The sequence below is a fragment of the Streptomyces sp. NPDC017448 genome (assembly GCF_044330565.1).
Lineage (GTDB): Bacteria > Actinomycetota > Actinomycetes > Streptomycetales > Streptomycetaceae > Streptomyces.
Map to the genome: position 1 here is coordinate 324,940 of NZ_JBIRLM010000001.1, position 22,473 is coordinate 347,412.

The window sequence follows — 22,473 nt, forward strand, 5'->3', positions numbered from 1 at the left end:
CGGCTCCCGCGTGGCCGACCTGCGCGCTTTCAGTTCTTCCGGAGGCGGCGGGCCTTGGCCACGAGCAGGCGGGGCAGCTTCGGGCCCGCGCACGCGTGGTCGATCAGTTGGTTCCGGTACGTGGGGTTCGTGAGGTGCGGGGCCAGGGCGATCAGGGCCTTCAGCTCCTCGGGAGAGCCGGAGTGACGGGTGCGGTAGGCGGCGCGGGCGGCGCGCAGGGAGACCTCGCCGGGCTCGTGTTCCAGGCCGCGTCCGGCGAGGTCCGCCGCCGCGGCGAAGTCGCCCTGCTCGGCGCGGATGTCCGCCAGGTCCAGGAAGAGGGACCAGTTGGCGGGGTCCAGGGCGACCGCGCTCTCGAAGGCGGCGGCGGCCCGGTCCAGGTCGCCCATCACGCGCCAGGTGGCTCCCCGGGAGACGGCGGTCCACATGACCGGCTCGACGGCGTCGGCGCGGTCGCACAGGGCGAAGGCCAGTTCGTAGCGGCCGCAGGCGCGGGGCAGCCGGGCCATGGACGCCAGCGACTCCGGAACGGGGCGGCTTCCGGAGACCGTCTCGATGGCGTGGAACCAGGGTGCGAACCGCTCTCGCGCCTCCTCGGTGTCCAGGTCGTGGCCGTAGTCCAGCGTCCGCAGACACGCCTCGGCCAACGCCTCGGCGCTCACCGCCCCGAGAAAGCGGTCGTCCCCGAACCAGGGCGCCGCACCCCACCCCACGTCGGGCCGCGCGCCGGTGACCGAGCCGAGGGCCATCGCCGCGTCGTCCATGTCCCCGTCGAGGAAGAAGAAGTACGCCTGAGCGGTGACGGCGCTGACGGAGCCGCTCCCCGCCAGCCCCTTCTCCAGCTCCGGGCGGTGCTCCCGCCACAGGCCGGCGAGGGCCGCGTACGGCTCCGGGGCCGCCGGCGCCGAGGCGACGGCCCTCCCCAGGAGCTCCACGGCGGCCACCGGGTCTCCTCCGCAGTGCGCCGGCACACCGGCGAGGCCCACTTCCGCTGCCACAGACTGATTCGACATGACCGGGAGCGTATCCGCGGCCGAAAACCCCCTGGGCCCCGCCTCCCCTCTCGTGGAAGCGGGCGGTGGCCGGTCCGGCGGGCCCTGTGGCAGGATCGCCGGATGCTGCGACTCACCGACTTCATCATCGACTGCCCCGACACGATGGCACTGGCGGCCTTCTACTCCGAGGTGACGGGGCGTCCGGTCAAGAAGAGCAGCCACGAGGAGTGGGCCGGCATCCAGTTCGGCGAGATCGAACTGGCCTTCATCCGGGTGGAGGACTACCGCGCGCCGCAGTGGCCCGGCAGCGAGCACCCCAAGCAGTTCCACCTCGACTTCGAGGTCGACGACATCGAGGCCGAACAGCGCCGCGTCCTGGCCCTCGGCGCGACCCTGCGACAGGACTGCGTCGGCCCCGAGGGCTACGGCTGGCGCGTCTACACCGACCCCATCGGCCACCCCTTCTGCCTCTGCCGCAACAAGGGCGTCGTCTGGACCGACGAGGGCCCCACCTGGCCCGGGAGGCTCTAGCGGCCTGAAAGGCCCTAGGGTGTGTCCGGCGGATCAGGATCGGAGAGGCCGCGGCGTCTGGTGCGGTGCATCGCAAGGCGCTGGAATGCCTGCATCGCGGAGCGATTCGGGCGTTTCGGCAACGCCGCGAGGTGCTGTGCCGGGCGTCGTGGACCCGGTCAAGATCCGCCGGACACGCCCTAGTCCCCGCCCCCTCCGCAGCCGCCCCCGCCACACCCTCCGCTCCCGCCGTCGCTCCAGCCGTCGCCCCCGCCCCCGCCGCCGCTCGACTGGCTCCGGCGGACGTTGTGGTGGACGGCCGCGGCGATCCAGTGGGTGCGGCGCACGGTCCTCATCGCCGAGCGGCCTTCGTGCCCCTTGGCGGTGAGGACGCCGGCGAGGCCGGACGCCGAGACGAGGCCGGCGAGGACGCGGCTGCGCCGGTCCGGGAAGTTCCGGGCCTCCGCCTGGCCGAAGCGCCACCGCGCGGCGCCGGTCAGGTCGGGGTCGCCGGGGAAGTGCCGCTGGTAGAGGAAGACACCGAGGAAGCGGCGGGTCTCGCGGCGCAGGAGGCCCCGCTCGACCAAGTGGGCCAGGTGGCTTTCCTCGGTGTTCCGGCCGTACTGCCGTATCCAGACCTTGGGGCTGGTGTTGGAGAGGAAGCGGTTCTTCTTGGCCGGTGCGCCGAGTGTCCCCAGCAGCGAGGCGAGCAGGGGGTGGGCCGGGCCCAGGGGGTTGACCACCCGGACCCGGCCGCGCTCCTCGCGGATGCGGCCCTGGAGCTCCAGTTCGGCGAGGACCGCGCCCGCCACGCCGTACCGCAGGTACGCGCGGCTGCAGAGCGGCTTGCCGCGCTCGGTGTCCAGCGCGAGCAGGAGCAGTTCCTCGGGCAGCGTCAGTGTGGAGCCGTCGTCCGTCATGGCGCGGTGACGATCCTTCCGGTCACGTCGCCGAGGCCGACGCGGGTGCCGTGCGGGCCGGGGGCCCAGGCGGTCAGCGTGACCGTGTCCCCGTCCTCCAGGAACGTCCGCTTGCCCTCGGCGAGTTCGAGGGGTTCGCTGCCGTTCCAGGTCAGCTCCAGGAGGGAGCCGCGCTGGGCGGGCTCGGGGCCGCTGACCGTGCCGGAGCCGTACAGGTCGCCGGTGCGCAGCGACGCGCCGTTGACCGTCATGTGGGCGAGCTGCTGGGCGGCCGTCCAGTACATCGAGGCGAACGGCGGCTCGGCGACGACCTGGCCGTTGATCTCCACGGTGATCCGGATGTCGAAGCCGCCCGGCTCCTCCTCCCCGGCGTCGTCGAGGTAGGGCAGGAGCGGGACGTCCCGGGCGGGCGGGGCGGTGCGCGCCGCGTCCAGGGCCTCCAGCGGGGTGACCCACGCGGAGACGGAGGTCGCGAAGGACTTGCCGAGGAACGGGCCGAGCGGCACGTACTCCCACGCCTGGAGGTCGCGCGCCGACCAGTCGTTGAGCAGGAAGAGTCCGAAGACGTGCTCGCGGAAGTCGGCCAGCGGCACCGGGACGCCCTGCGCGGAGGGGACGCCGACGACGAAGCCGACCTCGGCCTCGATGTCGAGCTTCACCGACGGGCCGAAGACGGGCGCCGGGTCGGTGGGGGCCTTGCGCTGGCCGCCGGGGCGCACCACGTCGGTGCCGGAGACCACGACGGTGCCGGAGCGGCCGTGGTAACCGATCGGCAGGTGCTTCCAGTTGGGGGTGAGGGCGTCGCCGTCCGGCCGGAAGATCTTCCCGACGTTGGTGGCGTGGTGCTCGCTCGCGTAGAAGTCGACGTAGTCCGCCACCTCGTACGGCAGGTGCAGGGTCACCGCGTCCACCGGGTGCAGCAACGGCTCGATGTCCGCGCGGTGGGCGGGGACGGTCAGCCAGGCGGTGAGCGCGCGGCGCACGTCGCTCCAGGCGGTGCGGCCCGCCGCGAGCAGCGGCGTCAGACTCGGCTGCGCGAGCAGCTCCGCGTAGGGGGAGCCCAGCGTGTGGGCGGCGGCCCCGGCGTCCAGGACGTGGTCGCCGATGCGGACGCCGACCCGGCGGACGCCGGGGTGGTCGGGGGCGGAGAACACACCGTACGGAAGGTTGTGGGGGCCGAAGGGGTCGCCCTCGGGCAGGTCGAGCGGGCTGCTCTGCTCGGGCATGTGGTGCTGCCTCGCTTTCCAGGTCGTGTTGGGGGACACGTTACGTCGGGGCTCCTCCCCGGCGGCAGTGCCCCGACCGCCCCCAACTGCGCCCAATGCCCGGAAAGTTCCTCGTGTCCCCCGAGAGGCCGGGGGAGCCGTGAGGAGGGGGAAGGCCGCGCCGTTCAGCCCGCCGTGCGCGGGATGCGCTTCTCCCAGGTCCGGTGGAAGACGACCTCCTCGCCGTCCTTGCAGACCACCTCGTCCGACGTGATGAAGTCGTGTTCGTCGGCGGTGATCTCGGAACGGGTCCTGATCTCCACGTCCCACGCGGCCTCCGGCCGGTGCAGCCGGACGCGCCGGTCGGAGCGGGAGCGGGCGGAGAGCGGGTCGTCCTGCTGGATCGTGTACGTCTCCAGGGCGTCCTCGGTGCATGCGAGGCCGTCGGGGTGGACGCGCGTACCGCCGGGGCAGGGGTCGGCCTCCAGCCGCCATTCGCCCTTGGCGACATCGCGGACGACGAGGCGTTCGGGGCGCGGCTCCTCCAGGGGGACGGAGTGGACCACGCCGAGCGGTTCGGCCTGCTCCGGTTCGGCGAAGGCGATCGCCGGGTCCTCGGTGTGGCGGCGCACCGGCAGTTCGACGTAGCTGCCGTCCGCGTCGAGGGTGAAGCCCGCCGCCGACCCGGCCTGGGGCCAGACCCACGGCCAGTACGCGGAGGAGATCGCGATCCGGATGCGGTGGCCGGGGGCGAAGGCGTGGCCGATGCCGTCGAGGTCGAGGACCACGTCCTCCCGCTCGCCCGGCAGCCAGGCGTCGGCGCGGTCGCGGCCGTGCCGGGCGGCGAGGTTGAGGGCGCCCCGGGTGATCAGAGTGGAGGAGCCGTCGGGCGCCACGTCGCAGAGCCGGGCGACGGCCTGGCCGCGCGGCACGTCCATCCGGATGCGGAGCTTCACCCGGGGGCGGCCGAGGATCTCGATCGGCGCGTCCGTGACGGGGAACTCGAACGACACGGACTTGGCGTCCTCGTCCCGCTGGTCCGGCGGCAGGTCCGCGGGGTCGCCGTGCGGGGAGAAGCGGCCCGCGTCGAGCCCGGTCTGCTGCGGCGACGCGACGATCCGCTCGCCGCCCTGGAGGGCGTACGCCACCGGGGTCACGTTCTCCGAGGGCCAGGAGGCGTCCCCGACCCAGCGGCCGGGCAGCGTCCCGTAGACCGTGGCGGGCGGGTGCGGGCCGCTGATCCAGGACCGCAGCAGCGGTTCCCGCATCACGCCCGTCTCCTTGCCCTTGAGGTGCTGGTCCCACCAGCGCAGCGTCTCCTGGAGGAAGCCGATCGCGGGCCCCGGCGGCAGGCCCTGGTCCGGGTACTGGTGCGGCCAGGGCCCGATGATCCCGCGCACCCGTCCCGGTTCCAGGTGCTCCACCAGCCGCAGGACGGTGTCCCGGTACGGGTCGTGCCAGCCGCCGACCGCGAGCACCTCGGCCTTGATCGCGCCGTACTCCTCGCAGACGCTGCCGTGCCTCCAGTAGGCGTCGCGGCTCTGGTGGGCCAGCCAGGTGTGGACGAGGGGCTCCACGGCCTCCAGCCGCTCCCGCCACATCTCCTTCCAGCCGTCGCCGACGTGCGCCGGGTCCGGCGGCCGGCAGGCGGAGGCGAGCAGGGCCGCCGCCCGGGCGGGCATGCCCGCGGCGAGGACCGAGCCGCCCAGGTAGTGCGCGTCGTCGTAGCGGTCGTCGGACGAGCAGACGGTGACGACCGCCTTCAGCGGCTCCGGGGCGAGCGCGGCGATCCGGAGCGCGTTGGCGCCGCCCCAGGAGATCCCGAACATCCCCACCCGGCCCGAGCACCATTCCTGCTGGGCCAGCCAGTGGACGAGGGCCACCCCGTCCTGGAGCTCCTGCGCGTCGTACTCGTCGCCCGGGAGCCCTTCGCTGTTGCCGTGGCCCCGCACGTCCACCCGTACGGAGGCGTAGCCGTGGCCGGCGTACCAGGGGTGGCGCTGTTGGTCGCGGGCGGCGGTCCGGTCGCCGAGGCGGTGGGGCAGGTACTCCAGCAGGGCGGGGACCGGCTCCTCGGTCAGCGGCCGCCAGATCCGGGCGTAGAGCCCCGTGCCGTCGGGCAGCGGGACGTACACGTCCTCGCGGGTGGTCTCGTACGGGAACGCGGTCGTGATGTTCATGGGGCCACCTCGGTGGGGGACGGGGTGTGCGAAGGGCGTGACCCGGGGGCGGTCGGTACGGGGCGTCCGGCGGCCGGCCGGGCCGTCAGGAGGGGGGAGGGCCCGCGGGGGACCGTTCCGGACGCGCTCGGGTCGGAGGCGTGCGGCCGGCGGGCGCCCGTCCTCGCCCCGACGGCGGCGGGGACGGAGGGGGCGTCCTCGGGGGCGGGCGGGGCCGGCCCGGTACCGGCGGGGCTGGGGGACAAAGCGGCGACTCCTGGTCGTATGAGCTGATCCCGAACATACCGGCGGTCATGGGAAGCCGCCCACGGTGATCCACAGCGGACCGGATACGCTGAAGTCGCAGAGAGAGACAGCGACACATCGACATTGCGTGTGATCGTCAGCAGACAGGAGATGTCCCCGTGACCGTCGTCGGGCCGTTCGGACTGCACGTGCGGGACCAGGCTCTTGAGGCCGATGTCCAGTCGGGCCTGGCCGCTGTCGAGGCGGGTCTGCTCGAAGCCACCAAGAGCGATGTCCCGTTCATCACGGAGGCCGCCCAGCACCTGGTGCGGGCCGGGGGCAAACGATTCCGCCCCCTGCTGGTCATGCTCGCGTCACAGTTCGGCGACCCGGGCGCGCCCGGCATCGTCCCCGCCGCCGTCGTCGTCGAGCTGACCCACCTCGCCACCCTCTACCACGACGACGTGATGGACGAGGCCGACGTCCGGCGCGGGGTGCCCAGCGCCAACACCCGCTGGGGCAACTCGGTGGCCGTCCTCACCGGCGACTTCCTCTTCGCCCGCGCCTCCCACATCCTGGCCGACCTCGGCCCCGAGGCCGTCCGCATCCAGGCGGAGGCGTTCGAGCGCCTGGTCACCGGCCAGATCCTGGAGACGGCGGGCCCCCGCGACGGCCGCGACCCGGTCGACCACTACCTCGACGTGCTCAGCGGCAAGACCGGCTCGCTGGTCGCCGTCTCGGGCCGGTTCGGCGCGCTGATGTCCGGGGCCGACGAGCGGACCGTGGACGTCCTCACCCAGTACGGGGAACGGCTCGGCATCGCCTTCCAGCTCGCCGACGACGTGCTCGACATCGCCTCCGACTCCCACGAGTCCGGCAAGACCCCCGGCACCGACCTGCGCGAGGGCATCCCGACCCTCCCGGTCCTGCGGCTGCGCGCCCTGGCGGCGGCCGACGGCAAGCCCGACGACCTGGAGCTGGTCGAGCTGCTCGACGGTGACCTGAGCGGCGACGAGGCGCTGAACGAGGTGCTGCGCCGGCTGCGCGCCCACCCGGCGCTGGAGCAGGCCCGCCAGGACACCGTGCGCTACGCCCAGGAGGCGCGCGCCGCGCTGGCGCCGCTGCCCGAGGGGTACGCGAAGTCCGCGCTGGAGGAGCTGTGCGACGCGGTGGTGCACCGCGCGGGGTGAGGCCGGAACGCCCGCGGGCCGGGGCCGGGAGGCGTGCCGGGGACGTGACGGCGGATCAGCCGGGCGGGGGCGGACCCCTACTGGACGGCGCGGCCGTCCCCTCCGGTTGTCATACCGGAGCAGTAGGCGGAGTTGATCCCCCGGGCTGACGCTTCGCGCCGTCCGATTTGGTCAGATGGTTACCAACGGAAGCCGCCGACCACGGAGGTAGGGCACACCATGGCACCCAACGACAGCGCAGAGAACACCGGCGGGGCGACCAGCACTGCCGTGGGCCGCCGGAAGGCGGCGCGCTACATCGTCCCCGTCGCGGTCGCGGGGGTGGCGGCCGCGACCATCGGCCTCGTTCCGGCGCTCGCGAGCTCCGGCGACCCGGAGCTGCCGAAGATCAGCGCCCAGGAGCTCATCGAGAAGATCGCCGCCTCCGACGAGGAGCGGCTCTCCGGCACCTTCAAGATCAGCACCGACCTGGGTCTGCCCCTCGACGGCCTCGCGGGCTCGCTCGTGCAGGGCGGCGAGCGCGGCGGCGAGGGCGCGGCGGCCCCGCAGGACAAGCTCATGGAGCTGACGTCCGGCACGCACACCCTGCGGGTGGCCGTCGACGGTCCGGAGCGCCAGAAGCTCTCCCTCCTCGGGGACGCGTCCGAGTACAGCGTCATCCACAACCGGGGCGAGGTCTGGGCGTACGACAGCGCGTCCGACGAGGTCTACCACGCCGAGGCCCCCGAGGGCGCCCACGGCCGGGACGCCGGGAAGCGCGCGGAGAAGGCCCCGAAGGGTTCCGAGGGCGTCCCGGCCACCCCGAAGGACTTCGCGGAGCAGGCGCTCGCGGCGGTCGGCGACACCACCTCGGTCACCGTGGACGGCACGGCGCGGGTCGCCGGGCGGGACGCGTACCAGCTCCTGATCAAGCCGAAGCAGTCCGGTTCCACGGTCGGCTCCGTCCGGATCGCCGTGGACGCCGACAACGGCGTACCGCTGAAGTTCACCCTCTCCGCGGCGGACGGCGGCAAGGCCGTGGTCGACGCCGGGTTCACCAAGGTCGACTTCTCCCGGCCCGCGGCCTCCACGTTCGACTACACCCCGCCCCGGGGCGCCGAGGTGACGGAGGCCGACGAGATCGACGACGCCGCGCCCGGCAAGGACGGGCGGGATGCGGTGCGGAAGGCGCTCCCCGGGCAGCTCGCCGAGTTGGAGGGCCTCGCGGGCGAGGAGGGCTTCAACGTCATCGGGGAGGGCTGGACCTCGATCGCCGAGATCAAGGCCCCCGGTGGCGAGGGCCTGCCCCAGACCGGTTCGGGCGACGTCCCGGCCGAGGCGCAGGGCTTCCTGGACGCGCTCGGCGACAAGGTCACCGGGAAGTTCGGCTCGGGCACGGTCTTCACGACGCGCCTGGTCAACGCCCTGCTGACGGACGACGGCTCGGTCTACGTCGGAGCGGTGACGAAGGACGCGCTGGTGCGCGCCGCCGACGCCGCGGGCCGCTAGGACCGTCCGGCCCCCTGCCGAGGAGGACCGCCCTCGGGCCTGCCGCCCCGTCACGCAGCCGCGTGGCGGGGCGGAGCTGCGTGTGAGTACGGGGTGGGGGGGAGGCGGAGCCCTGGAGGCGGCCCGTAGGGGCGGCGCCCGTAGGGGGGGCCGGCGGACGGGGTCCGGCGTGCCGACTGGCTGGAACAGAGCGGTGGGGTCCGCACGCGCCGCCGGCCGCGCGAGCCGTCCCCCGATCGGCTCGTCGCGGCACGAACGGCACGAACGGTGCGGCTACGCGAACGACACGACACGGTACGTTCCGTTTCCGCCTGGGTATTGTTCGGTCTTTGGCGACGAGATGTCAATAAGAGATTGGCTGGAACCCCCCTATGCTCACCGAATGACCACATCGCCGAGCAGTGTGCGCCGCAGCGAACGGTCACGCCGCGCGATCCTGCGGGCCGCTCTCGATCTCTGCACGGAGCGGGGGTACGGGCACGTCACGATCGAGGCCATCGCCGCCGCCGCCGGCGTCAGCAAGAAGACGATCTACCGCTGGTGGCCCTCGAAGGGCGCGGTCCTGCTGGAGGCGTTCACGGACGCGCTGGTCGACGCCACCCCGTTCGTGGACACGGGCGACATCGGCGCGGACCTGCGCACGCATGTCGCCGGGGCGGTGAAGCTGCTCTCGGTCCCGCCGTTCGGCCCCGCCTACGCGGGCATCCTCTCGGAGCTGCACCACGACGACCGCCTGGCCCGGCAACTGCGGGAGCAGCTGGTCGACCCCCGGGTGGAGGAGGCGGTCGGCCGGCTGCGCAGCGCCCAGGAGCACGGCCAGATCCCGCCCGGCGCGGACCTCCCGCTGGCGGTGGAGATGCTGTACGGGCCCCTCTACTACCGCCATGTGCTGCGCAAGCCCGTCCAGGACGAGGAGACGGTCGCCGCCCTCGTGGACCACGTGCTGCGCTCCCTGCGCGCGCCGGGGTACTGAGGCCGACGGGCGGGGCAGCCCCGGCAAGCGCTCCGGACCGGCCGCTACCGGAAGCAGCCCAGGATCAGGGGCAGATCCCGCAACCACTCCTGGAGGCGGCCCCGGCGGCGGGCGGCGATGACGCACGGGTGGGCCGTGCCGTGGTGGAGGTGGACGACGACCCCGAGGTGCTTGGGGCCTTCGGCGGCGTACGTCACGGTGCGGATCTCTTCCCAGGCGTAGTGCGTCTCCGCGTCCTCCGGGCCCAGCGTCACGCCCGTCGCGTCGATCAAGAGGGAACTCCCCGGCCCGACCGCCACGAACGACGGGTCCGGGTCCGCGGCGGCCGGCCCGCCGCCCGCCGCGACGGGCCAGGCCGGGGCCTGGTGCGGCGGGAAGCCGCCGGGCGCGGCCTGCTGGTACGGGGGGAAGCCGCCGACCGGGCCCTGCCGGTACGGCGGGACGGGAGAGGCCGGGCCCTGCTGGTAGGGCGGGAAGGGGGCGGCCGGGCCCTGCTGGTACGGCGGGAAGCCCCCGGCCGGGCCCTGCCGGTACGGCGGGTGGCCCTGGGGCGGGGTGTACGCCGAGGGGGTGTAGGCGGGCGGCGGCGGAGCCACCGCCACCGTGGGGGCGTGCGCCGGACCGGGGGAGGGCGGCGCGGCGTCCGGCACGAACAGGTCCAGCAGCGCCGCCGGGGCGGGCCGCTCCTGCGGAGCCTTGGCCAGACACGCCGAGACGACCGGCCGCAGCCCCTCCGGTACGGCGGCCAGGTCCGGGGGCTCGTGCACCGACCGGTACATCATGCCCATCGGCGTACCCGCCCCGAACGCGCTGCCGCCCGCCGCCGCGACGAGGACCGCCCCCAGCGCGAACACGTCGGCGGCCCCGTCGACCTCCTGCCCCTGCGCCTGCTCCGGCGCGAGGAACCCCGGGGTGCCGAAGGCCGTGCCGGTGGCCGTCAGCCGGGTCGACTCCAGGGCCCGCGCGATGCCGAAGTCCAGGACCCGGGGGCCGTCCGACGCCATGATGATGTTGCCGGGCTTCAGATCGCGGTGCACCAGCCCGCAGCCGTGGATCGCGGCCAGCGCCTCGGCGAGCGCCGCGCCCAGCCCCCGCAACCGCGTCTCGTCCATCGGGCCCTCGGCCTCCAGAAGCGCGGACAGCGTGGGCCCGGGGATGTACGCGGTGGCCAGCCAGGGCGCGGGCGCGTCCGGGTCCGCGTCCACCACGGGCGCCGTGTGGAAGCCGCCCACGCTGCGGGCGGCGGCGACCTCGGCGCGGAACCGCTCCCGGAAATGCGGGTCGCCCGCCAGCTCCGGGCGGGCCACCTTGACGGCCACCGCCCGGCCTCCCCGGGAGCGGGCCAGATAGACGGTGCCCATACCCCCCGCGCCCAGCTCCCGCTCGACGACGTACCCGCCGATACGTTCCGGCAGGCCGCTGCCGTTCGCCCCGTACTCCATGCGCTGAACGCCCCCCTGTGCTCCGGCGGATCAGTATGACGCAGCGCTCCGCCGCTCCGGCCCCCGATGCGCCGTCGCGGCGCGGTGCCCTCCCCGCCCGCGTTCACGCCTCTGCCGTCCCCCGGTGGCGGGCCCCGACCGGGCGGGCGATGCTGGTCCGGCGCGTACCGGATCGGGGCAGCGGTGCGCCGGATCCGGAGGGCGGGTGGAGCCGTGTCGAACGCCGAGACCCCGGCCGACCCCGGCCGGACGGCCGGAACCGGACAGGCGAGCGGCCCCGGGCGGGCGCCCGGAACGGGACGGACGGGCGGCGCGGGAAGCACGCCCGGAACGGGAAGGCCGGGCGGGTCCGGAAGGCCGGCGGGACGGGCGGACGGGCCCGACCGGCTGGACGACGCCGTCCTGGCGACGCTGTTCGACCAGTCGGCCGTCGGCCTGGTCGTGCTCGACCCGCAGCTCCGGCTGGTCCGCGCCAACGCGCTCTTCGAGGGCGCGGAGACCCGGGAGTACATCGGCCGCCGGTTCACCGACGCCTTCCGGCTCGACGACCCGGAGGAAGCCGAGGAGCTGCTGAAGAAGGTGCTCGCCGGGGAGGGCCCCGTCCGCGACCACCTCGTCAGCGGCCGGCTGCGCACGCTCCCCGGCGACCGGCGGTTCCAGGTCTCCGCCTACCGCCTCGACACCCCCGGCGGCGGCCCCGGCGCCCCCGGCACCCCCGGCCTGGGGTTGGTGGCCACCGTCGTCGACGTCACCGAGCGCGAGCGGGCCCGCGCCCGGGAGGCCGCGCTGGCCGCCGTGCGGGACACGGTCGGCGGCTCCCTTGACACCGCCGCCACCTGCCGCGCCCTGGCCGACGCCCTGACGCCCGGCTTCGCCGACCTCGCCGTCGTCGAGGTGGTGGACGACGTCCTGCGCGGCGTCGACCCCCCGGTGGGCCCGCTGCCGCCCGACGCCCCGCTGTGCCGCGCCGCGAGCGGCCGGTGCGACACCCCCAGCGCCACGGCGGAGACCGGGGGCGGGGGCGGAAGCAGCCCGCCGCGTTCGGCGGAGGCCGGAGGCGGAGCGGGCCGGCCGCGTTCGGCGGGGGTCACCCGCCGCCTCCCCCTCCGGACGCCGTTCGCGCTGGCCGTCGCCGACCTGAGGCCCCGACTCGTCCCGCTGAGCCCCGAAACCCCGTGGCTGGAGGCGGACGAGCACGGGGCGCACGCCGTCATGGAGAGGGGCGCGCACTCCCTGATCGTCGTGCCCCTCACCCTGCGCGGCGCGGTCCTCGGCCTGATCAGCCTCTACCGCTGCGGACCGGCCGAACCCTTCGACGAGGACGACGTCACCCTCGCCGGGGCGGCGGCCACCCGCGCCGCCCTCGCCATCGACAACGCCCGCCGTTTCGAACGCGAACACGTCATCGCCTCCACCGTCCAGCGGCGGCTGCTCCCGCAGTCCGCGCGGCAGCAGGCCGCCGTCGAAACCGCGCACGTGCTGCTGCCCGGCCGGGACAGCGGCTGCTGGTTCGACACCATCGCCCTGTCCGGCGCGCGGACGGCGTTCGTGGTGGGCAGCGTCGAGGGCGAGGGCCTGCAATCGGCCATCGTCATGGGCCAGTTGCGTACGGTCATCCAGGCGCTGGCCGATCTCGACCTGGAGCCGGAGGAGGTGCTCGCCCGGCTCAAGGACACCGCCGACCGCCTCGCCCACGAGCGCGACGCGCTGCCCCCGGCCGACACCCTCCAGCGCGAGCCGCTGAGGGCGGGCTGCCTGTACGGGGTGTACGACCCGTTCGCCCGGACCTGCACCGTCGCCCGCGCCGGGGACCCCGCCCCGCTGATCGTCGGCCCCGACGGGCGGGTGGTCCCCTTCGACGTACCGGAGGGGCCCGGCCTCTTCTCCGACGACGGCGCCCTCTTCGCCCCTGCCGTCGCCACCCTGGACGTGGGCAGCCTCCTCGCGTTCTGCACCGCCGATCTGCTCTCCGGCGACCGCGCCGCCGAACGCGTCGCGGAGGCCCTCGCCCGGCCGGGCCGCAGCCTCCGCCAACTGGGCGACGACATCGTGTACGCCCTGCCCGACGACACCCGCGCCGCGGGCGCGGCCCTGCTCCTGGCCCGTACGGGTACGGTCTCCGACCACAAGGTCGCCACCTGGGACCTGTCCCAGGAACGCAGGGCCCCCGCCACCGCCCGGACGCTCGTACGCGACCGGCTCCAGGGCTGGGGCCTGGCCGAGGACACCGTCGAGGCGTCGGAGCTGATCGTCAGCGAGCTGGTCACCAACGCCGTCCGCTACGGCGACCCGCCGCTGCGGCTGCGCCTCCTGCTGGACTCCACGCTCACCTGCGAGGTCCACGACGGCTCCACCGCTTCCCCGCACCTGCGGCACGCCCGGACCGTGGACGAGGGGGGCCGGGGGTTGTTCATCGTCTCCAGCCTGGCGTCCCACTGGGGAGCCCGCCACGGCCCGGACGGCAAGGTGCTCTGGACCGAACAGGACCTGCCCGGCGGCGCGTCGGAGCCCCCGCCCCCGCCGCCGCCCCCCGATCCCTCGGGCCCCTCGGGCCCCTCGGCCCTCTTCCCGGACCCGGGCGGGAATCCGGACCCTGGCGGGAATCCGGGCCCGTAGGCTCCCCCGGGCCCGTGGGCCCCGGCCCGGTAGCTCCGGCCCGGCCCCCGCCCGGCGGGGCCGGGCCGGGCGCGGTCTACGGCAGGACGATGTTCCGGCCGGGGCCCCCGTCCACCGTGTCCTCGCCGGGGCCGCCGCCGATCAGGTCGTGGCCCGCCTCGCCGTGCAGCATGTCGTCGCCGGGGCCGCCGAGCAGGAGGTCGTCGCCGTCGCCGCCCATGACGTGGTCGTCGCCGGGGCCCGCGTGCACGAGGTCCTTGCCGCCGTAGCCCTCGATCATGTCGCCGCCCCGGCCGCCGTACATCCGCTGGCCGCCGTCGTCGCCCATCAGGTGGTCCATGCCCTCGCCGCCGTCCAGGACGACGCGTCCCATGACCATGTCGTCGCCGTCGCCGCCCCGGACCGTGTGCGCGGTGTGAGCGTGCAGGGTGTCGTCGCCGGGCCCGCCGTCGACGGTGGCGACGCCGGGGTCGCTGGTGGCGATCTCGTCGTCGCCGTCGCCGAGGAGGACGTCGATGCGGTCCGGGCGGGCGCGGTCGGTGGGCAGTTCGCAGACGACGTACGTCTCGACGCCCGGTTCCAGGTACGTGCAGTGGTCGCCCGGCCGGAGCGGAACCGCGTCGCGGAAGCCGATGCGCCGGACCCCGTCGCCCCGGTCCATCGGGACCACGTGGAGGTCGTTGGCCTGGCCCGGGGCGGCGGTGAAGGTGATGGACTGCTTCGCCCAGTCGGCGCCGACGCGGGCCCCGCCTCCGGCGGCGGGAGCCGCGACGGCCGGGGAGGCGGCGAGGCCGGTGGCGAGCAGGGCCACGACGGCCGCACGGGCGGTGACTCGGTGGCGGTACATGGGTCCTCATCTCGGTGGGGGGCCGGGGCGCCCGGAGCGAACGGTGCTCTGTCCGCTCCGGGCGCCGGCGAACCGGGTGGTGCGGTCGTGCAGTGGTGCGGTCGTGCGGTGGTGCGGTCGTGCGGTCATACGGTGGTGCGGTCGTGCAGTGGTGCGGTGGTGCGGTGGCGGGTCAGCTCACGTTGACGTCCACGCAGGCGTAGAAGGCGTTGGGCGTGTCGGCGATGTTCCACACGGCCAGGACCTTCTGCTTGCCGGAGAGGCTGCCGAAGTTCACCTGGTGCGTGACGGTCTCACCGGGCCGTGCGCCGCCGTCGTTGAACTCCGCGATCTTCCGGCCGCCGGCGTAGTACTGCCAGGTGCTGGTGGCGTGACGGGCGGTCAGCCGCCAGTTGAAGCTGGTCGTCCGGCTGACCGGGGTCACCTTCCAGCCCTTGGCGTCGTTGTTGAGCTCGGCGAACGCGGCGTTGCCGCCGCTGCAGCTGCTCAGGCCCTTGGGGCCCTCGACGCTCTGCGGCTCGTACTTGATGGAGCCGCACGAGACGGTGCCGGCGGCGCACTGGGCCTGGCGGCTGGGCGGCGAGGAGATGTAGCCGTGCGCGCTCGCGCTGCCGGCCGGCAGGCTGACGGCCAGGAGCGGGGCGATCCCCGCTCCGATGGCGACGGCGAGCATCTTCTTGCTTTTCATGGCAACTCCTTTGTGGGGGTCGGTGCTTTCCCGTGCGGAGCGGAAAGCGTGTGCATGACAAGCAGTGCCGTACGGGGCGGTGGGGCTGCCCCGAGCGGCAAGGGGAGCGTACCCCGCTTGGTCTAGACCAAGCTAGGGTGCGCGAGGGAAGTGGGAGCGGGGAGCGGGGAGCGGCGGCGGCTCAGCCGAACAGCCGCTCCAGGACCACCGCCACCCCGTCCTCCGCGTTCGACAGGGTCACCTCGTCGGCCGCCGCGCGCAGCTCCGGATGGCCGTTGCCCATGGCGACCCGGAGACCCGAACCGGCGAACATCGGCAGGTCGTTGGGCATGTCCCCGAAGGCCACCGTCCGCTCGCCCCCGATGGCCAGCAGGGCGTGGGCCGCCGCCAGCCCCGTGCCCTTGTCCACCCCGTACGGGGCCAGTTCCACCGTGCCGGGCCCCGCCATCGTGACCGACGCCAGATCGCCCACGGCCCCGCGCGCGACGGCGGCCAACGCGTCGTCGCCCAGCTCCGGGTGGCGCACCAGGACCTTGATCACGGGCCGCGCCCACAACGCGTCGCGGGAGTCCACGCGGTGGGCGGGGAGCGTCGGGTTCGGCATGCGGTAGCCGGCCTCGATCAGGGTCACCCCGTCCACGCCGTCCTGGTCCACGGCGGCGAACACGGCCCCGACCTCCGCCTCGATCTTGCCGAGCGCGGTGTCGGCGGCCTCGCGGTCCAGGGTGACGGAGTGCAGCAGCCGGCCCGCGTCGGCGTCGTAGAGCTGGGCCCCCTGGCCGCAGACGACGGGCCCGGTGTACGCCAGGTCGGCGAGCAGCGCCCGCACCCCGGGGACCGGCCGCCCGGTCACGATCAGATGCCGGGCTCCGGCGGCGGCGGCGCGTCCGAGCGCCGCACGGGACCGGGCGCTGACGGTGTCGTCGGGGCGCAGCAGGGTGCCGTCCAGATCCGTGGCGACGAGGGCATATGCGGGGGGCGTGGGCATGGACCCCACCCTAGAAGGCCCCGGACGGCCGCTTGCCCGGCAGAGCGGAATCGGCTATAGGCAGGGGCGGGCGATGGACGGGGCCGACTGGGCGACGGTGGCGGACGCGTGCGGCGGCGTTGTGCGCGGCGGAAATGCGAGCGGCGGGGCCTCGTGCGCAAGCGGACCCGAGCTTCTGCGGATGCTGCTGGTCGCCCCGCAGTGGCCCCGGATTCCTCGGGGCTGTCCCGCAATGACGCGGAGCCCGAGTCGAGGCTCGAAAAGAGGTGATGCCGTGCACGCGGCGTGTGTACGGTGCCGGAGTGATCGACTTCGATGGTGCTCGGTTGGGTGCGGAGGCCGCGCGGCGGTTGGTGGAGGCGGACTGCTGTGAGATAGCTCCAGGGCTCACGGAGGAAGAGTTCAGCCGGATCGAGGCGACCTATGAGTTCGAGTTCTCCCCGGAGCATCGTGCCTTCCTGGCGGCGGGGCTGCCGGTCGCTTCGCCCCCCGAGGAAGGCGCGACGTGGCAGCAGGCATGGCCCGACCGGCGTCACGCTGATGAGGACGACCTGCGCTATCGGCTGGAGTGGCCGGTACGAGAAGTGCTGGGTCGCGTAGCTCAGGGCAGCTGGCATCCGGCCCTGGGAGCGCGTCCCCTCTCCGAGGAAGAAGCTCGGGAGGTGGCCCGAGCGGTACTCGCACGAGCGCCACGGCTCGTTCCCGTCTACGCGCACCGCTTCCTGCCCGCAGGTCATGACAGTCCGGGGCATCCGGTCCTGTCGGTGTGGGGGACCGACATCATCTGCTACGGCTGCGATCTGGCCGACTACATCGACCGCGAGTTCGGCGAGATTGACGAGGACACGCCCTGGAACCCGCAGGCATCCGTCCCGCTCTGGAAGGACTTCCTCGGCTGAGACAGCCCCGGCTGACTCGTTGTGACTGACTTTGGGCAACTTGAGCAAGGGCGGAGGGCACATGGCCGGATTGAACAGGCTCGACGGCAAACGGATTCTGGTGATCGGGGGTGGCGGGGCCGGGATCGGCCGAACCATCGTCCGGTCCTGTGCGGCGGCGGGGGCGGCGGTGGCGGTGGCCGACGTGGACCCTGCGCGGGCGACCGAGGCGGCGGACGAGTTGCGTGCGGCCGGGCACGTCTCCTGTGCGCTGAGCGGCGACGTCCGCTCCGGCGAGCAGCTCGAAAGCGTGATCGTCGGCGCGGCCGATCAACTCGGTGGACTGGACACCCTGATCACCGTGGTCGGCGGGCAAGTCGCATTCGTACCCGCGGTCAGGCTGCATGAGATGACCGACGACGACTGGGACACCGTCTACGACGTGAACCTGCGCTACGTGGCTCGCGCGGTGCGGCGCGTGCTGCGGCTGTTCCTGGAACAGGGCACCGGTGGGAACATCGTCAGCATCGGCTCTGTCACCGGGTTCATGGCCGCTCCGAAGCAGGCCGGTTACGGCGCTGCCAAGGCCGGCCTGTACAGCCTGGCCCGGACCGTCGCCGCCGAGTACGCGGCCGACGGCATCCGGATGAACGTCGTCGCAGGCGGGGCGATCAGTACTGCTGTCAACACCGGCCCTTCCGACACCTGGGTTCCAGAGATCCCGGCAGGCCGCTACGGCACGTCGGAGGAGATGGCTGCTGCGGCCGTCTACCTGTCCTCGGACGAGGCCCGCTACATCACGGGCCAGCAGATCGTGCTGGACGGCGGAGTCTCGGTCCGCGGCCCCTTCCCCGAATAGCCGGGCACGAAGACGACCCGGGCCTCACCCACCCGGCTCTTCCGCGCTTCCGGCCGGGGGCCCCTGCACCGACACCCCTGCCGCCCCTGGTGCCCAGGGCGCCCGGGGCACCCCCGCCACCCCTGCCGCCCCTCCTTCCGCACGGCGAAGCCCCACCGCGTGGGTCGGAGGCGGTGGGGCTTCGCCGGTGTACGCGTGCGGCGTACGGGGTGGACCGTACGGAGGACGGTCGGCGGCTCAGACGGCGCCGAGGTCTCCGGCCCGGACGCCCGCCACGAAGGTGCTGAACGCGGCGGCGGCCACGGTGAGGACCGGCCCGGCCACGTCCTTGGAGTCGCGGACGGGGACGATGCCGTGCGGGGCGGCGAGGTTGGTGGCGACCTCGACGCACGCACCGCCGTTGTCGCTGTAGGAGGACGTGAACCAACGGGGGGTCTCGGTTGTCACTGGAAGCCCTTTCGCAACTGCCTGAACATGTCAACGGACGCCGCCTGCGAGGGCGCTTCCGCCTGCATCTGATGGTAGGCCGTCAGATGCGTTACCACCGAGCCGCTTTCACGCTCCAGGTACCCCTGCTGTGCGGACTCCGCGTACGACATGAGCGAGCGGTCGGGCATGGTCAGGATGTAGATCGGCAGGTTGAACGGGCGGAGTTCACCCATGTCGAAGGTCGCCACCTGGATCACCGTGTTGGGCTGCTCGGCGAACTCGATCAGGCGGTCCATCTGCGCCCGCATGACCGCCGGCCCGCCGACCGGCCTGCGGATGCAGCTCTCGTCCAGCATCGCGAAGACGAGCGGGGGGTTGTCCCGGGCCAGTGCCGCCTGGCGTTCCGCGACCAGCGCGACGCGCTCCTCCGCCTGGGCGGGCGTGATGGCCTTCCGCTTGACCGCGCTGTCGGCCAGGACCCCGGCGTACTCCGGGGTCTGGAGCAGGCCCGGCATCACGCCGACCTCGTACAGCCGGATCTCCGCCGCCCGAGCCTCGTAGATGAGGAACTCCGGGAAGCCCTCCAGCAGGCTGCCGTGTTTGATCCGGCTCAGCTCGCGCTCGAACGACGCCTCGGTCCCGACCAGCCCGAGCGCGCGGTCCGTACTGCGCGAAAAGCGCAAGGTAGCAAGTTTGCGTCCGGTTTCCACGGACGAGATGTGCGTGCTGGAGTAGCCGATCTCGATGCCCAGCCCCTCCTGCGTCCAGCCCCGCTCGATGCGGAGGCCGCGCAGACGTGCGCCGTAGGCGGCCTTCGCGGAACTCTCCGGATTTAACTGCTTGATGTTCATGGGCCCGAACCCGATCTTCCGTGCCGAACAGGCAAGTTGAATGCCCTCTCACGGTAGGTCACGCTGAATCGCCCCGGTAGTCGTTCGGCTACAGAGAGGAGCGATAGGTGTACGGCGAGAACGTTTGCCCGAACGCGCAGGAACCTTCCGGCCCCCCGGCCCCGACCTCGGCCGGCCCCCTGTCCCCGCCGCCGACCCCGTCCCCGCCACCGACCCCGTCCCCGCCACCGGCCCCCCTTTCGTCGGCGCCTCCCGCCCTGCCGCCCCTCGGTGCGCTCGTGGTGGACACGGGCCGGGGGGACCGTGTGGGGGAGTTCCGGGGGGCCGCCGGCCCCTACTGGTCGCTGCGGCCCGTGGGCGGCGGGATCGAGTGGGAGGCCGAGCCGCACCGGGTCCGCCCCGCGCTCCTCATAGAGCAACTGCGGGCCCGGACCGCCCGCCTCAACGCCCGCAGCCGGGGCGAGGTCCTGTGAACGCGGCCCCCGGACGGGCGCGGCGGTACGTCGCCCGCCGGCCGTTCCCCGCACGTGCCCACCCGTAACCGGCACGTGCCCACCCGTAACCGGCAAGGATGAGAGCCATGTTGCAGTGCACCGCCTTCAGTGAACTCCCTGAGATGGGCGCGCGCGTCGCGCTGATGGGGCTTGAGGACCTGCCCGGCCAGGAGGTGGAAGCGCCGGACCTGGACACCTTCCTGCTCTGTGAACTCGGTGAGCACGACGAGGCGACCGAGCACGCCGCCCAGCTCTGGTCGGCGGCGCCCCGGGCGGGCCGGGACCTGTGGATGTTCTGGCTCGACGGCGACGGGCGCCGGACGTTCCGGTTCGCCGAACTGCTGCCGTGCCCGGCCGTCGTCCACCGGCTGTCCGTCGAGGACGGCGAAGCGTGCGTGCTGTACGACCGGCACCCGGGCGCACACTCCTGGGACGTCAAGGACCCGCTCGCCGACCTGATGGCCGAGCGCATCCGGGACGAGGTGCGGCATGACCGGGAGGGCGGTGACGGTGGCAGGGCCGGGGGCGACCGGGGCGGGAGCGGTGGGGCCGGGGGCGACCGGGGCGGGCGTGAGCGCGGCAGGAACGGCGAAGAGGGCGTCCAAGGGGAGGAATCGTAGGGTGGTTCGGGGCCCGGCCGGAGAGTCGGCGGAGCCGCGGAAATGCCGTGACCTCCTCAGCCGTACGGATTACAGTGGCGGCACGACTTCTTGCACCTCCCGGTGCGCAGGGCAACCTCGGCTACTTCTTCTCATGAATCACGCCGAACCGCCCACCTTGATCTCGGGAGGCACAGCATCGAGGGCGCCCGGTGCCCGGTGCGCAGGCGATCCTTGCTTCTTCTGTGAAGGGAGAGGCGGGTTCGGACCCCGTCCAGCCTGTTCGGGCCGGTGGCTCAGCGATCCAGAGCGCCCTGGCGGGATCACCGCTTCGATCCCGGGCTCCCCCTTGCTGGACCTCCCCTCCACGTGAGGGGTTTTCCATGTCCCGCTTCAACCGGCGCGGTGCGCGGCCTGCCACCGGCTCGCCCGTGGCCACGACCGGGGAGCGCGCCACCACCCACGAGGGCGGCGCCGGCCACCTCCGCGACACCCGGTCCGAACTCTTCCTGCTCGCCGTCGGCAACTTCGTCGGCACCGACGCCTTTTACGAGCGGGGCGAGCAGCGCGACGACCGTTACGCCCAGCTCATCCGCAGGCTCGCCGTCACCGACCCCGACTGGTGCACCGGCTTCCTGCGGTGGCTCCGTACCGGCGCCCACATGCGTACCGCGTCCCTGGTCGGCGCGGCCGAGTTCACGAAGGCCCGCCTCGAAGCCGGTGCGGCCGGCCACTCCCGGCAGGTCGTCGACTCCGTCCTCCAGCGGGCCGACGAGCCGGGCGAGTTCCTCGGCTACTGGATGTCGACCTACGGGCGGAAGCTGCCGAAGCCGGTGAAGCGCGGTGTCGCCGACGCCGTACAGCGCCTCTACGACGAGCGGTCGCTCCTCAGGTACGACACCGACTCCAAGGGCTACCGGTTCGGCGACGTCCTCAACCTCGTCCACCCCAGCCCCGCCGCCGACAAGCCGTGGCAGGGCGACCTGTTCCAGCACGCCCTCGACCGCAGGATGAAGCGCGACGAATCCATCCCCGCCACCCTTCCGGTTCTCCGGGCGAGCCGCATGCTCACCTCTCTGCCCGTCCAGGAGCGACGCGCCTACGTGCGGGACCCCACGCTGGTCACCTCGCCCGGCGGGCTCGCGGGCGCCGGTTTCACGTGGGAGCGGCTGGCCGGCTGGCTCCAGGGGCCGATGGACGCGGCGGCGTGGGAGGCCGTCATCCCCTCCATGGGCCTGATGGCACTGGCCCGGAACCTGCGGAACTTCGACGAAGCCGGTGTCTCCGACGCGGTCGCCGCCCGTATCTGCGCCCGGTTCGCCGACCCCGAGCAGGTCGCCCGGTCCCGCATGTTCCCGTTCCGCTGGTGGGCGGCGTACAAGCACGCCCCGTCGCTGCGCTGGGGCCACGCACTGGAGCAGGCCCTCGGCCACTCCCTGGCCAACGTGCCGCGGCTCACGGGCAGCACCCTCATCCTCGTGGACCGGTCGCCGTCGATGTTCCCCGGTTTCGGCTTCTCGACCCCGAACCGGTCGGACATCACCCTGGCCGAGCAGGCCGCCGTCTTCGGGTCCGCGCTCGCGCTGCGGGCCGAGAAGCCGACGCTGGTCGAGTTCGGCGGCGACTCCAGGGAGATCGACGTCCCCCGGGGCGGAAGCGTCCTCCGGCTCATCGAGCGGTACGGGCAGATCGGCGGCACCGACATCCCCACCGCCGTCAAGAAGCACGGGGCCGCCCACGACCGCATCGTCATCGTCACCGACGAACAGAGCCGTCCCGGCTGGCTGCCCTCCAACATGTCGGGCCACGGCGGGATGCGCGAGACGGAGATCGACGCCCTCGTCCCGAAGGACGTTCCCGTCTACCTGTGGAACATGGCCGGCTACAAGGCCGGCGCGATGCCCAGCGGAACCGGCAACCGGCACGCCATGGGCGGCCTGACCGACCAGGCGTTCCGCGCGGTCCCCCTCCTGGAGGCGGGCCGCGACGCGACCTGGCCGTGGGAGGACCGGCGCGCCTGAACGAACGCGACCGCACTCCGAGCCCATCGGCGCATTCCGGGGGTGCCTTTCACGGAAGCCGGCCCCTGGGCCTCG

The 22,473-nt window shown here is 73.8% G+C and carries 19 protein-coding genes and 1 pseudogene; 10 read left to right on the forward strand and 10 right to left on the reverse strand.

The features are described from left to right. Positions 1 to 29 precede the first annotated feature (29 nt). Positions 30 to 1,013 carry a tetratricopeptide repeat protein gene (locus ACH4K1_RS01380; protein ID WP_398085302.1) on the reverse strand — a complete coding sequence of 328 codons (984 nt, stop codon included), beginning with the start codon at positions 1,011 to 1,013 and terminating at the stop codon, positions 30 to 32. A gap of 102 nt (positions 1,014 to 1,115) precedes the next feature. On the opposite strand from ACH4K1_RS01380, the gene ACH4K1_RS01385 reads away from it, so the two are divergent. After that, positions 1,116 to 1,526: a VOC family protein gene (locus tag ACH4K1_RS01385; protein ID WP_398085305.1), complete on the forward strand. Its 411-nt coding sequence runs from the start codon at positions 1,116 to 1,118 to the stop codon at positions 1,524 to 1,526. A gap of 179 nt (positions 1,527 to 1,705) precedes the next feature. On the opposite strand, the gene ACH4K1_RS01390 is transcribed toward ACH4K1_RS01385, so the two are convergent. From ACH4K1_RS01390 to ACH4K1_RS01400, 3 genes are all read right to left on the reverse strand, one after another. Next, on the reverse strand, positions 1,706 to 2,425 hold the full coding sequence (locus tag ACH4K1_RS01390; protein ID WP_398085308.1) for a GPP34 family phosphoprotein: 720 nt from the start codon (positions 2,423 to 2,425) through the stop codon (positions 1,706 to 1,708). Then, the gene (fahA, locus tag ACH4K1_RS01395; RefSeq protein ID WP_398086543.1) at positions 2,422 to 3,651 is read right to left on the reverse strand and encodes a fumarylacetoacetase; all 1,230 of its coding nucleotides are present in this window, start codon (positions 3,649 to 3,651) and stop codon (positions 2,422 to 2,424) included. Before fahA ends, ACH4K1_RS01390 begins: the two co-directional genes overlap by 4 nt. A gap of 164 nt (positions 3,652 to 3,815) precedes the next feature. Next, a complete protein-coding gene (locus tag ACH4K1_RS01400; RefSeq protein ID WP_398085310.1) occupies positions 3,816 to 5,810 on the reverse strand; it encodes a CocE/NonD family hydrolase in 1,995 nt (664 codons plus the stop codon). 404 nt (positions 5,811 to 6,214) lie between these two features. Between ACH4K1_RS01400 and ACH4K1_RS01405 the strand changes: the two genes are divergently transcribed. From ACH4K1_RS01405 to ACH4K1_RS01415, 3 genes are all read left to right on the forward strand, one after another. After that, on the forward strand, positions 6,215 to 7,225 hold the full coding sequence (locus ACH4K1_RS01405) for a polyprenyl synthetase family protein (RefSeq protein ID WP_398085312.1): 1,011 nt from the start codon (positions 6,215 to 6,217) through the stop codon (positions 7,223 to 7,225). A 219-nt stretch (positions 7,226 to 7,444) separates the two neighbouring features. Then, the gene (locus ACH4K1_RS01410) at positions 7,445 to 8,713 is read left to right on the forward strand and encodes an outer membrane lipoprotein carrier protein LolA (protein ID WP_398085315.1); all 1,269 of its coding nucleotides are present in this window, start codon (positions 7,445 to 7,447) and stop codon (positions 8,711 to 8,713) included. A 382-nt stretch (positions 8,714 to 9,095) separates the two neighbouring features. Then, positions 9,096 to 9,686, forward strand: a complete 591-nt coding sequence (locus ACH4K1_RS01415; RefSeq protein ID WP_398085318.1) for a TetR/AcrR family transcriptional regulator — start codon at positions 9,096 to 9,098, stop codon at positions 9,684 to 9,686. A 44-nt stretch (positions 9,687 to 9,730) separates the two neighbouring features. Here the strand turns inward: ACH4K1_RS01415 and ACH4K1_RS01420 are convergent, their stop codons facing one another. Next, the gene (locus ACH4K1_RS01420; RefSeq protein ID WP_398085320.1) at positions 9,731 to 11,128 is read right to left on the reverse strand and encodes a protein kinase; all 1,398 of its coding nucleotides are present in this window, start codon (positions 11,126 to 11,128) and stop codon (positions 9,731 to 9,733) included. Positions 11,129 to 11,515: 387 nt separating this feature from the next. Between ACH4K1_RS01420 and ACH4K1_RS01425 the strand changes: the two genes are divergently transcribed. Beyond that, the gene (locus ACH4K1_RS01425; RefSeq protein WP_398086545.1) at positions 11,516 to 13,744 is read left to right on the forward strand and encodes a SpoIIE family protein phosphatase; all 2,229 of its coding nucleotides are present in this window, start codon (positions 11,516 to 11,518) and stop codon (positions 13,742 to 13,744) included. A gap of 76 nt (positions 13,745 to 13,820) precedes the next feature. On the opposite strand, the gene ACH4K1_RS01430 is transcribed toward ACH4K1_RS01425, so the two are convergent. From ACH4K1_RS01430 to ACH4K1_RS01440, 3 genes are all read right to left on the reverse strand, one after another. Beyond that, entirely contained in the window at positions 13,821 to 14,591 is a 771-nt protein-coding gene (locus ACH4K1_RS01430; protein ID WP_398085323.1) for a calcium-binding protein, read from the reverse strand. Positions 14,592 to 14,763: 172 nt separating this feature from the next. Continuing rightward, complete coding sequence (locus ACH4K1_RS01435) at positions 14,764 to 15,279, reverse strand: lytic polysaccharide monooxygenase auxiliary activity family 9 protein (protein ID WP_073765036.1); 516 nt, start codon at positions 15,277 to 15,279, stop codon at positions 14,764 to 14,766. A 181-nt stretch (positions 15,280 to 15,460) separates the two neighbouring features. Beyond that, a complete protein-coding gene (locus tag ACH4K1_RS01440) occupies positions 15,461 to 16,267 on the reverse strand; it encodes an HAD-IIB family hydrolase (protein ID WP_398085326.1) in 807 nt (268 codons plus the stop codon). A 302-nt stretch (positions 16,268 to 16,569) separates the two neighbouring features. On the opposite strand from ACH4K1_RS01440, the gene ACH4K1_RS01445 reads away from it, so the two are divergent. Together ACH4K1_RS01445 and ACH4K1_RS01450 are read left to right on the forward strand one after the other, a co-directional pair. After that, positions 16,570 to 17,166 (forward strand): hypothetical protein, encoded by a 597-nt coding sequence (locus ACH4K1_RS01445; protein WP_398085329.1) that lies wholly within the window; start codon positions 16,570 to 16,572, stop codon positions 17,164 to 17,166. A 61-nt stretch (positions 17,167 to 17,227) separates the two neighbouring features. Further along, positions 17,228 to 18,004 carry an SDR family NAD(P)-dependent oxidoreductase gene (locus tag ACH4K1_RS01450; protein WP_398085332.1) on the forward strand — a complete coding sequence of 259 codons (777 nt, stop codon included), beginning with the start codon at positions 17,228 to 17,230 and terminating at the stop codon, positions 18,002 to 18,004. 237 nt (positions 18,005 to 18,241) lie between these two features. Here ACH4K1_RS01450 and ACH4K1_RS01455 read toward each other — a convergent pair whose 3' ends face one another. Next, complete coding sequence (locus tag ACH4K1_RS01455; protein WP_398085335.1) at positions 18,242 to 18,451, reverse strand: DUF397 domain-containing protein; 210 nt, start codon at positions 18,449 to 18,451, stop codon at positions 18,242 to 18,244. After that, positions 18,448 to 19,284, reverse strand: a complete 837-nt coding sequence (locus ACH4K1_RS01460; protein ID WP_398085337.1) for a helix-turn-helix domain-containing protein — start codon at positions 19,282 to 19,284, stop codon at positions 18,448 to 18,450. Before ACH4K1_RS01460 ends, ACH4K1_RS01455 begins: the two co-directional genes overlap by 4 nt. Positions 19,285 to 19,541: 257 nt before the next feature. On the opposite strand from ACH4K1_RS01460, the gene ACH4K1_RS01465 reads away from it, so the two are divergent. The 3 genes and pseudogenes from ACH4K1_RS01465 (at position 19,542) to ACH4K1_RS01475 (ending at position 22,398) form a co-directional block, all read left to right on the forward strand. Further along, complete coding sequence (locus tag ACH4K1_RS01465) at positions 19,542 to 19,757, forward strand: hypothetical protein (RefSeq protein WP_398086546.1); 216 nt, start codon at positions 19,542 to 19,544, stop codon at positions 19,755 to 19,757. Between the two features lie 107 nt (positions 19,758 to 19,864). Further along, positions 19,865 to 20,290, forward strand: a pseudogene (locus ACH4K1_RS01470) (hypothetical protein); the annotation flags it as partial. A gap of 470 nt (positions 20,291 to 20,760) precedes the next feature. Further along, positions 20,761 to 22,398 (forward strand): TROVE domain-containing protein, encoded by a 1,638-nt coding sequence (locus tag ACH4K1_RS01475; protein ID WP_398085339.1) that lies wholly within the window; start codon positions 20,761 to 20,763, stop codon positions 22,396 to 22,398. The last annotated feature ends 75 nt before the right edge of the window (positions 22,399 to 22,473 follow it).

What these genes read in the sequence shown, in the direction of transcription:
- ACH4K1_RS01380 (WP_398085302.1), bottom strand. Translation starts at nt 1,013, where the DNA reads ATGTCGAATCAGTCTGTGGCAGCGGAAGTGGGCCTCGCCGGTGTGCCG.
- ACH4K1_RS01385 (WP_398085305.1), top strand. Translation starts at nt 1,116, where the DNA reads ATGCTGCGACTCACCGACTTCATCATCGACTGCCCCGACACGATGGCA.
- ACH4K1_RS01390 (WP_398085308.1), bottom strand. Translation starts at nt 2,425, where the DNA reads ATGACGGACGACGGCTCCACACTGACGCTGCCCGAGGAACTGCTCCTG.
- fahA (WP_398086543.1), bottom strand. Translation starts at nt 3,651, where the DNA reads ATGCCCGAGCAGAGCAGCCCGCTCGACCTGCCCGAGGGCGACCCCTTC.
- ACH4K1_RS01400 (WP_398085310.1), bottom strand. Translation starts at nt 5,810, where the DNA reads ATGAACATCACGACCGCGTTCCCGTACGAGACCACCCGCGAGGACGTG.
- ACH4K1_RS01410 (WP_398085315.1), top strand. Translation starts at nt 7,445, where the DNA reads ATGGCACCCAACGACAGCGCAGAGAACACCGGCGGGGCGACCAGCACT.
- ACH4K1_RS01415 (WP_398085318.1), top strand. Translation starts at nt 9,096, where the DNA reads ATGACCACATCGCCGAGCAGTGTGCGCCGCAGCGAACGGTCACGCCGC.
- ACH4K1_RS01420 (WP_398085320.1), bottom strand. Translation starts at nt 11,128, where the DNA reads ATGGAGTACGGGGCGAACGGCAGCGGCCTGCCGGAACGTATCGGCGGG.
- ACH4K1_RS01430 (WP_398085323.1), bottom strand. Translation starts at nt 14,591, where the DNA reads ATGTACCGCCACCGAGTCACCGCCCGTGCGGCCGTCGTGGCCCTGCTC.
- ACH4K1_RS01435 (WP_073765036.1), bottom strand. Translation starts at nt 15,279, where the DNA reads ATGAAAAGCAAGAAGATGCTCGCCGTCGCCATCGGAGCGGGGATCGCC.
- ACH4K1_RS01440 (WP_398085326.1), bottom strand. Translation starts at nt 16,267, where the DNA reads ATGCCCACGCCCCCCGCATATGCCCTCGTCGCCACGGATCTGGACGGC.
- ACH4K1_RS01450 (WP_398085332.1), top strand. Translation starts at nt 17,228, where the DNA reads ATGGCCGGATTGAACAGGCTCGACGGCAAACGGATTCTGGTGATCGGG.
- ACH4K1_RS01460 (WP_398085337.1), bottom strand. Translation starts at nt 19,284, where the DNA reads ATGAACATCAAGCAGTTAAATCCGGAGAGTTCCGCGAAGGCCGCCTAC.
- ACH4K1_RS01475 (WP_398085339.1), top strand. Translation starts at nt 20,761, where the DNA reads ATGTCCCGCTTCAACCGGCGCGGTGCGCGGCCTGCCACCGGCTCGCCC.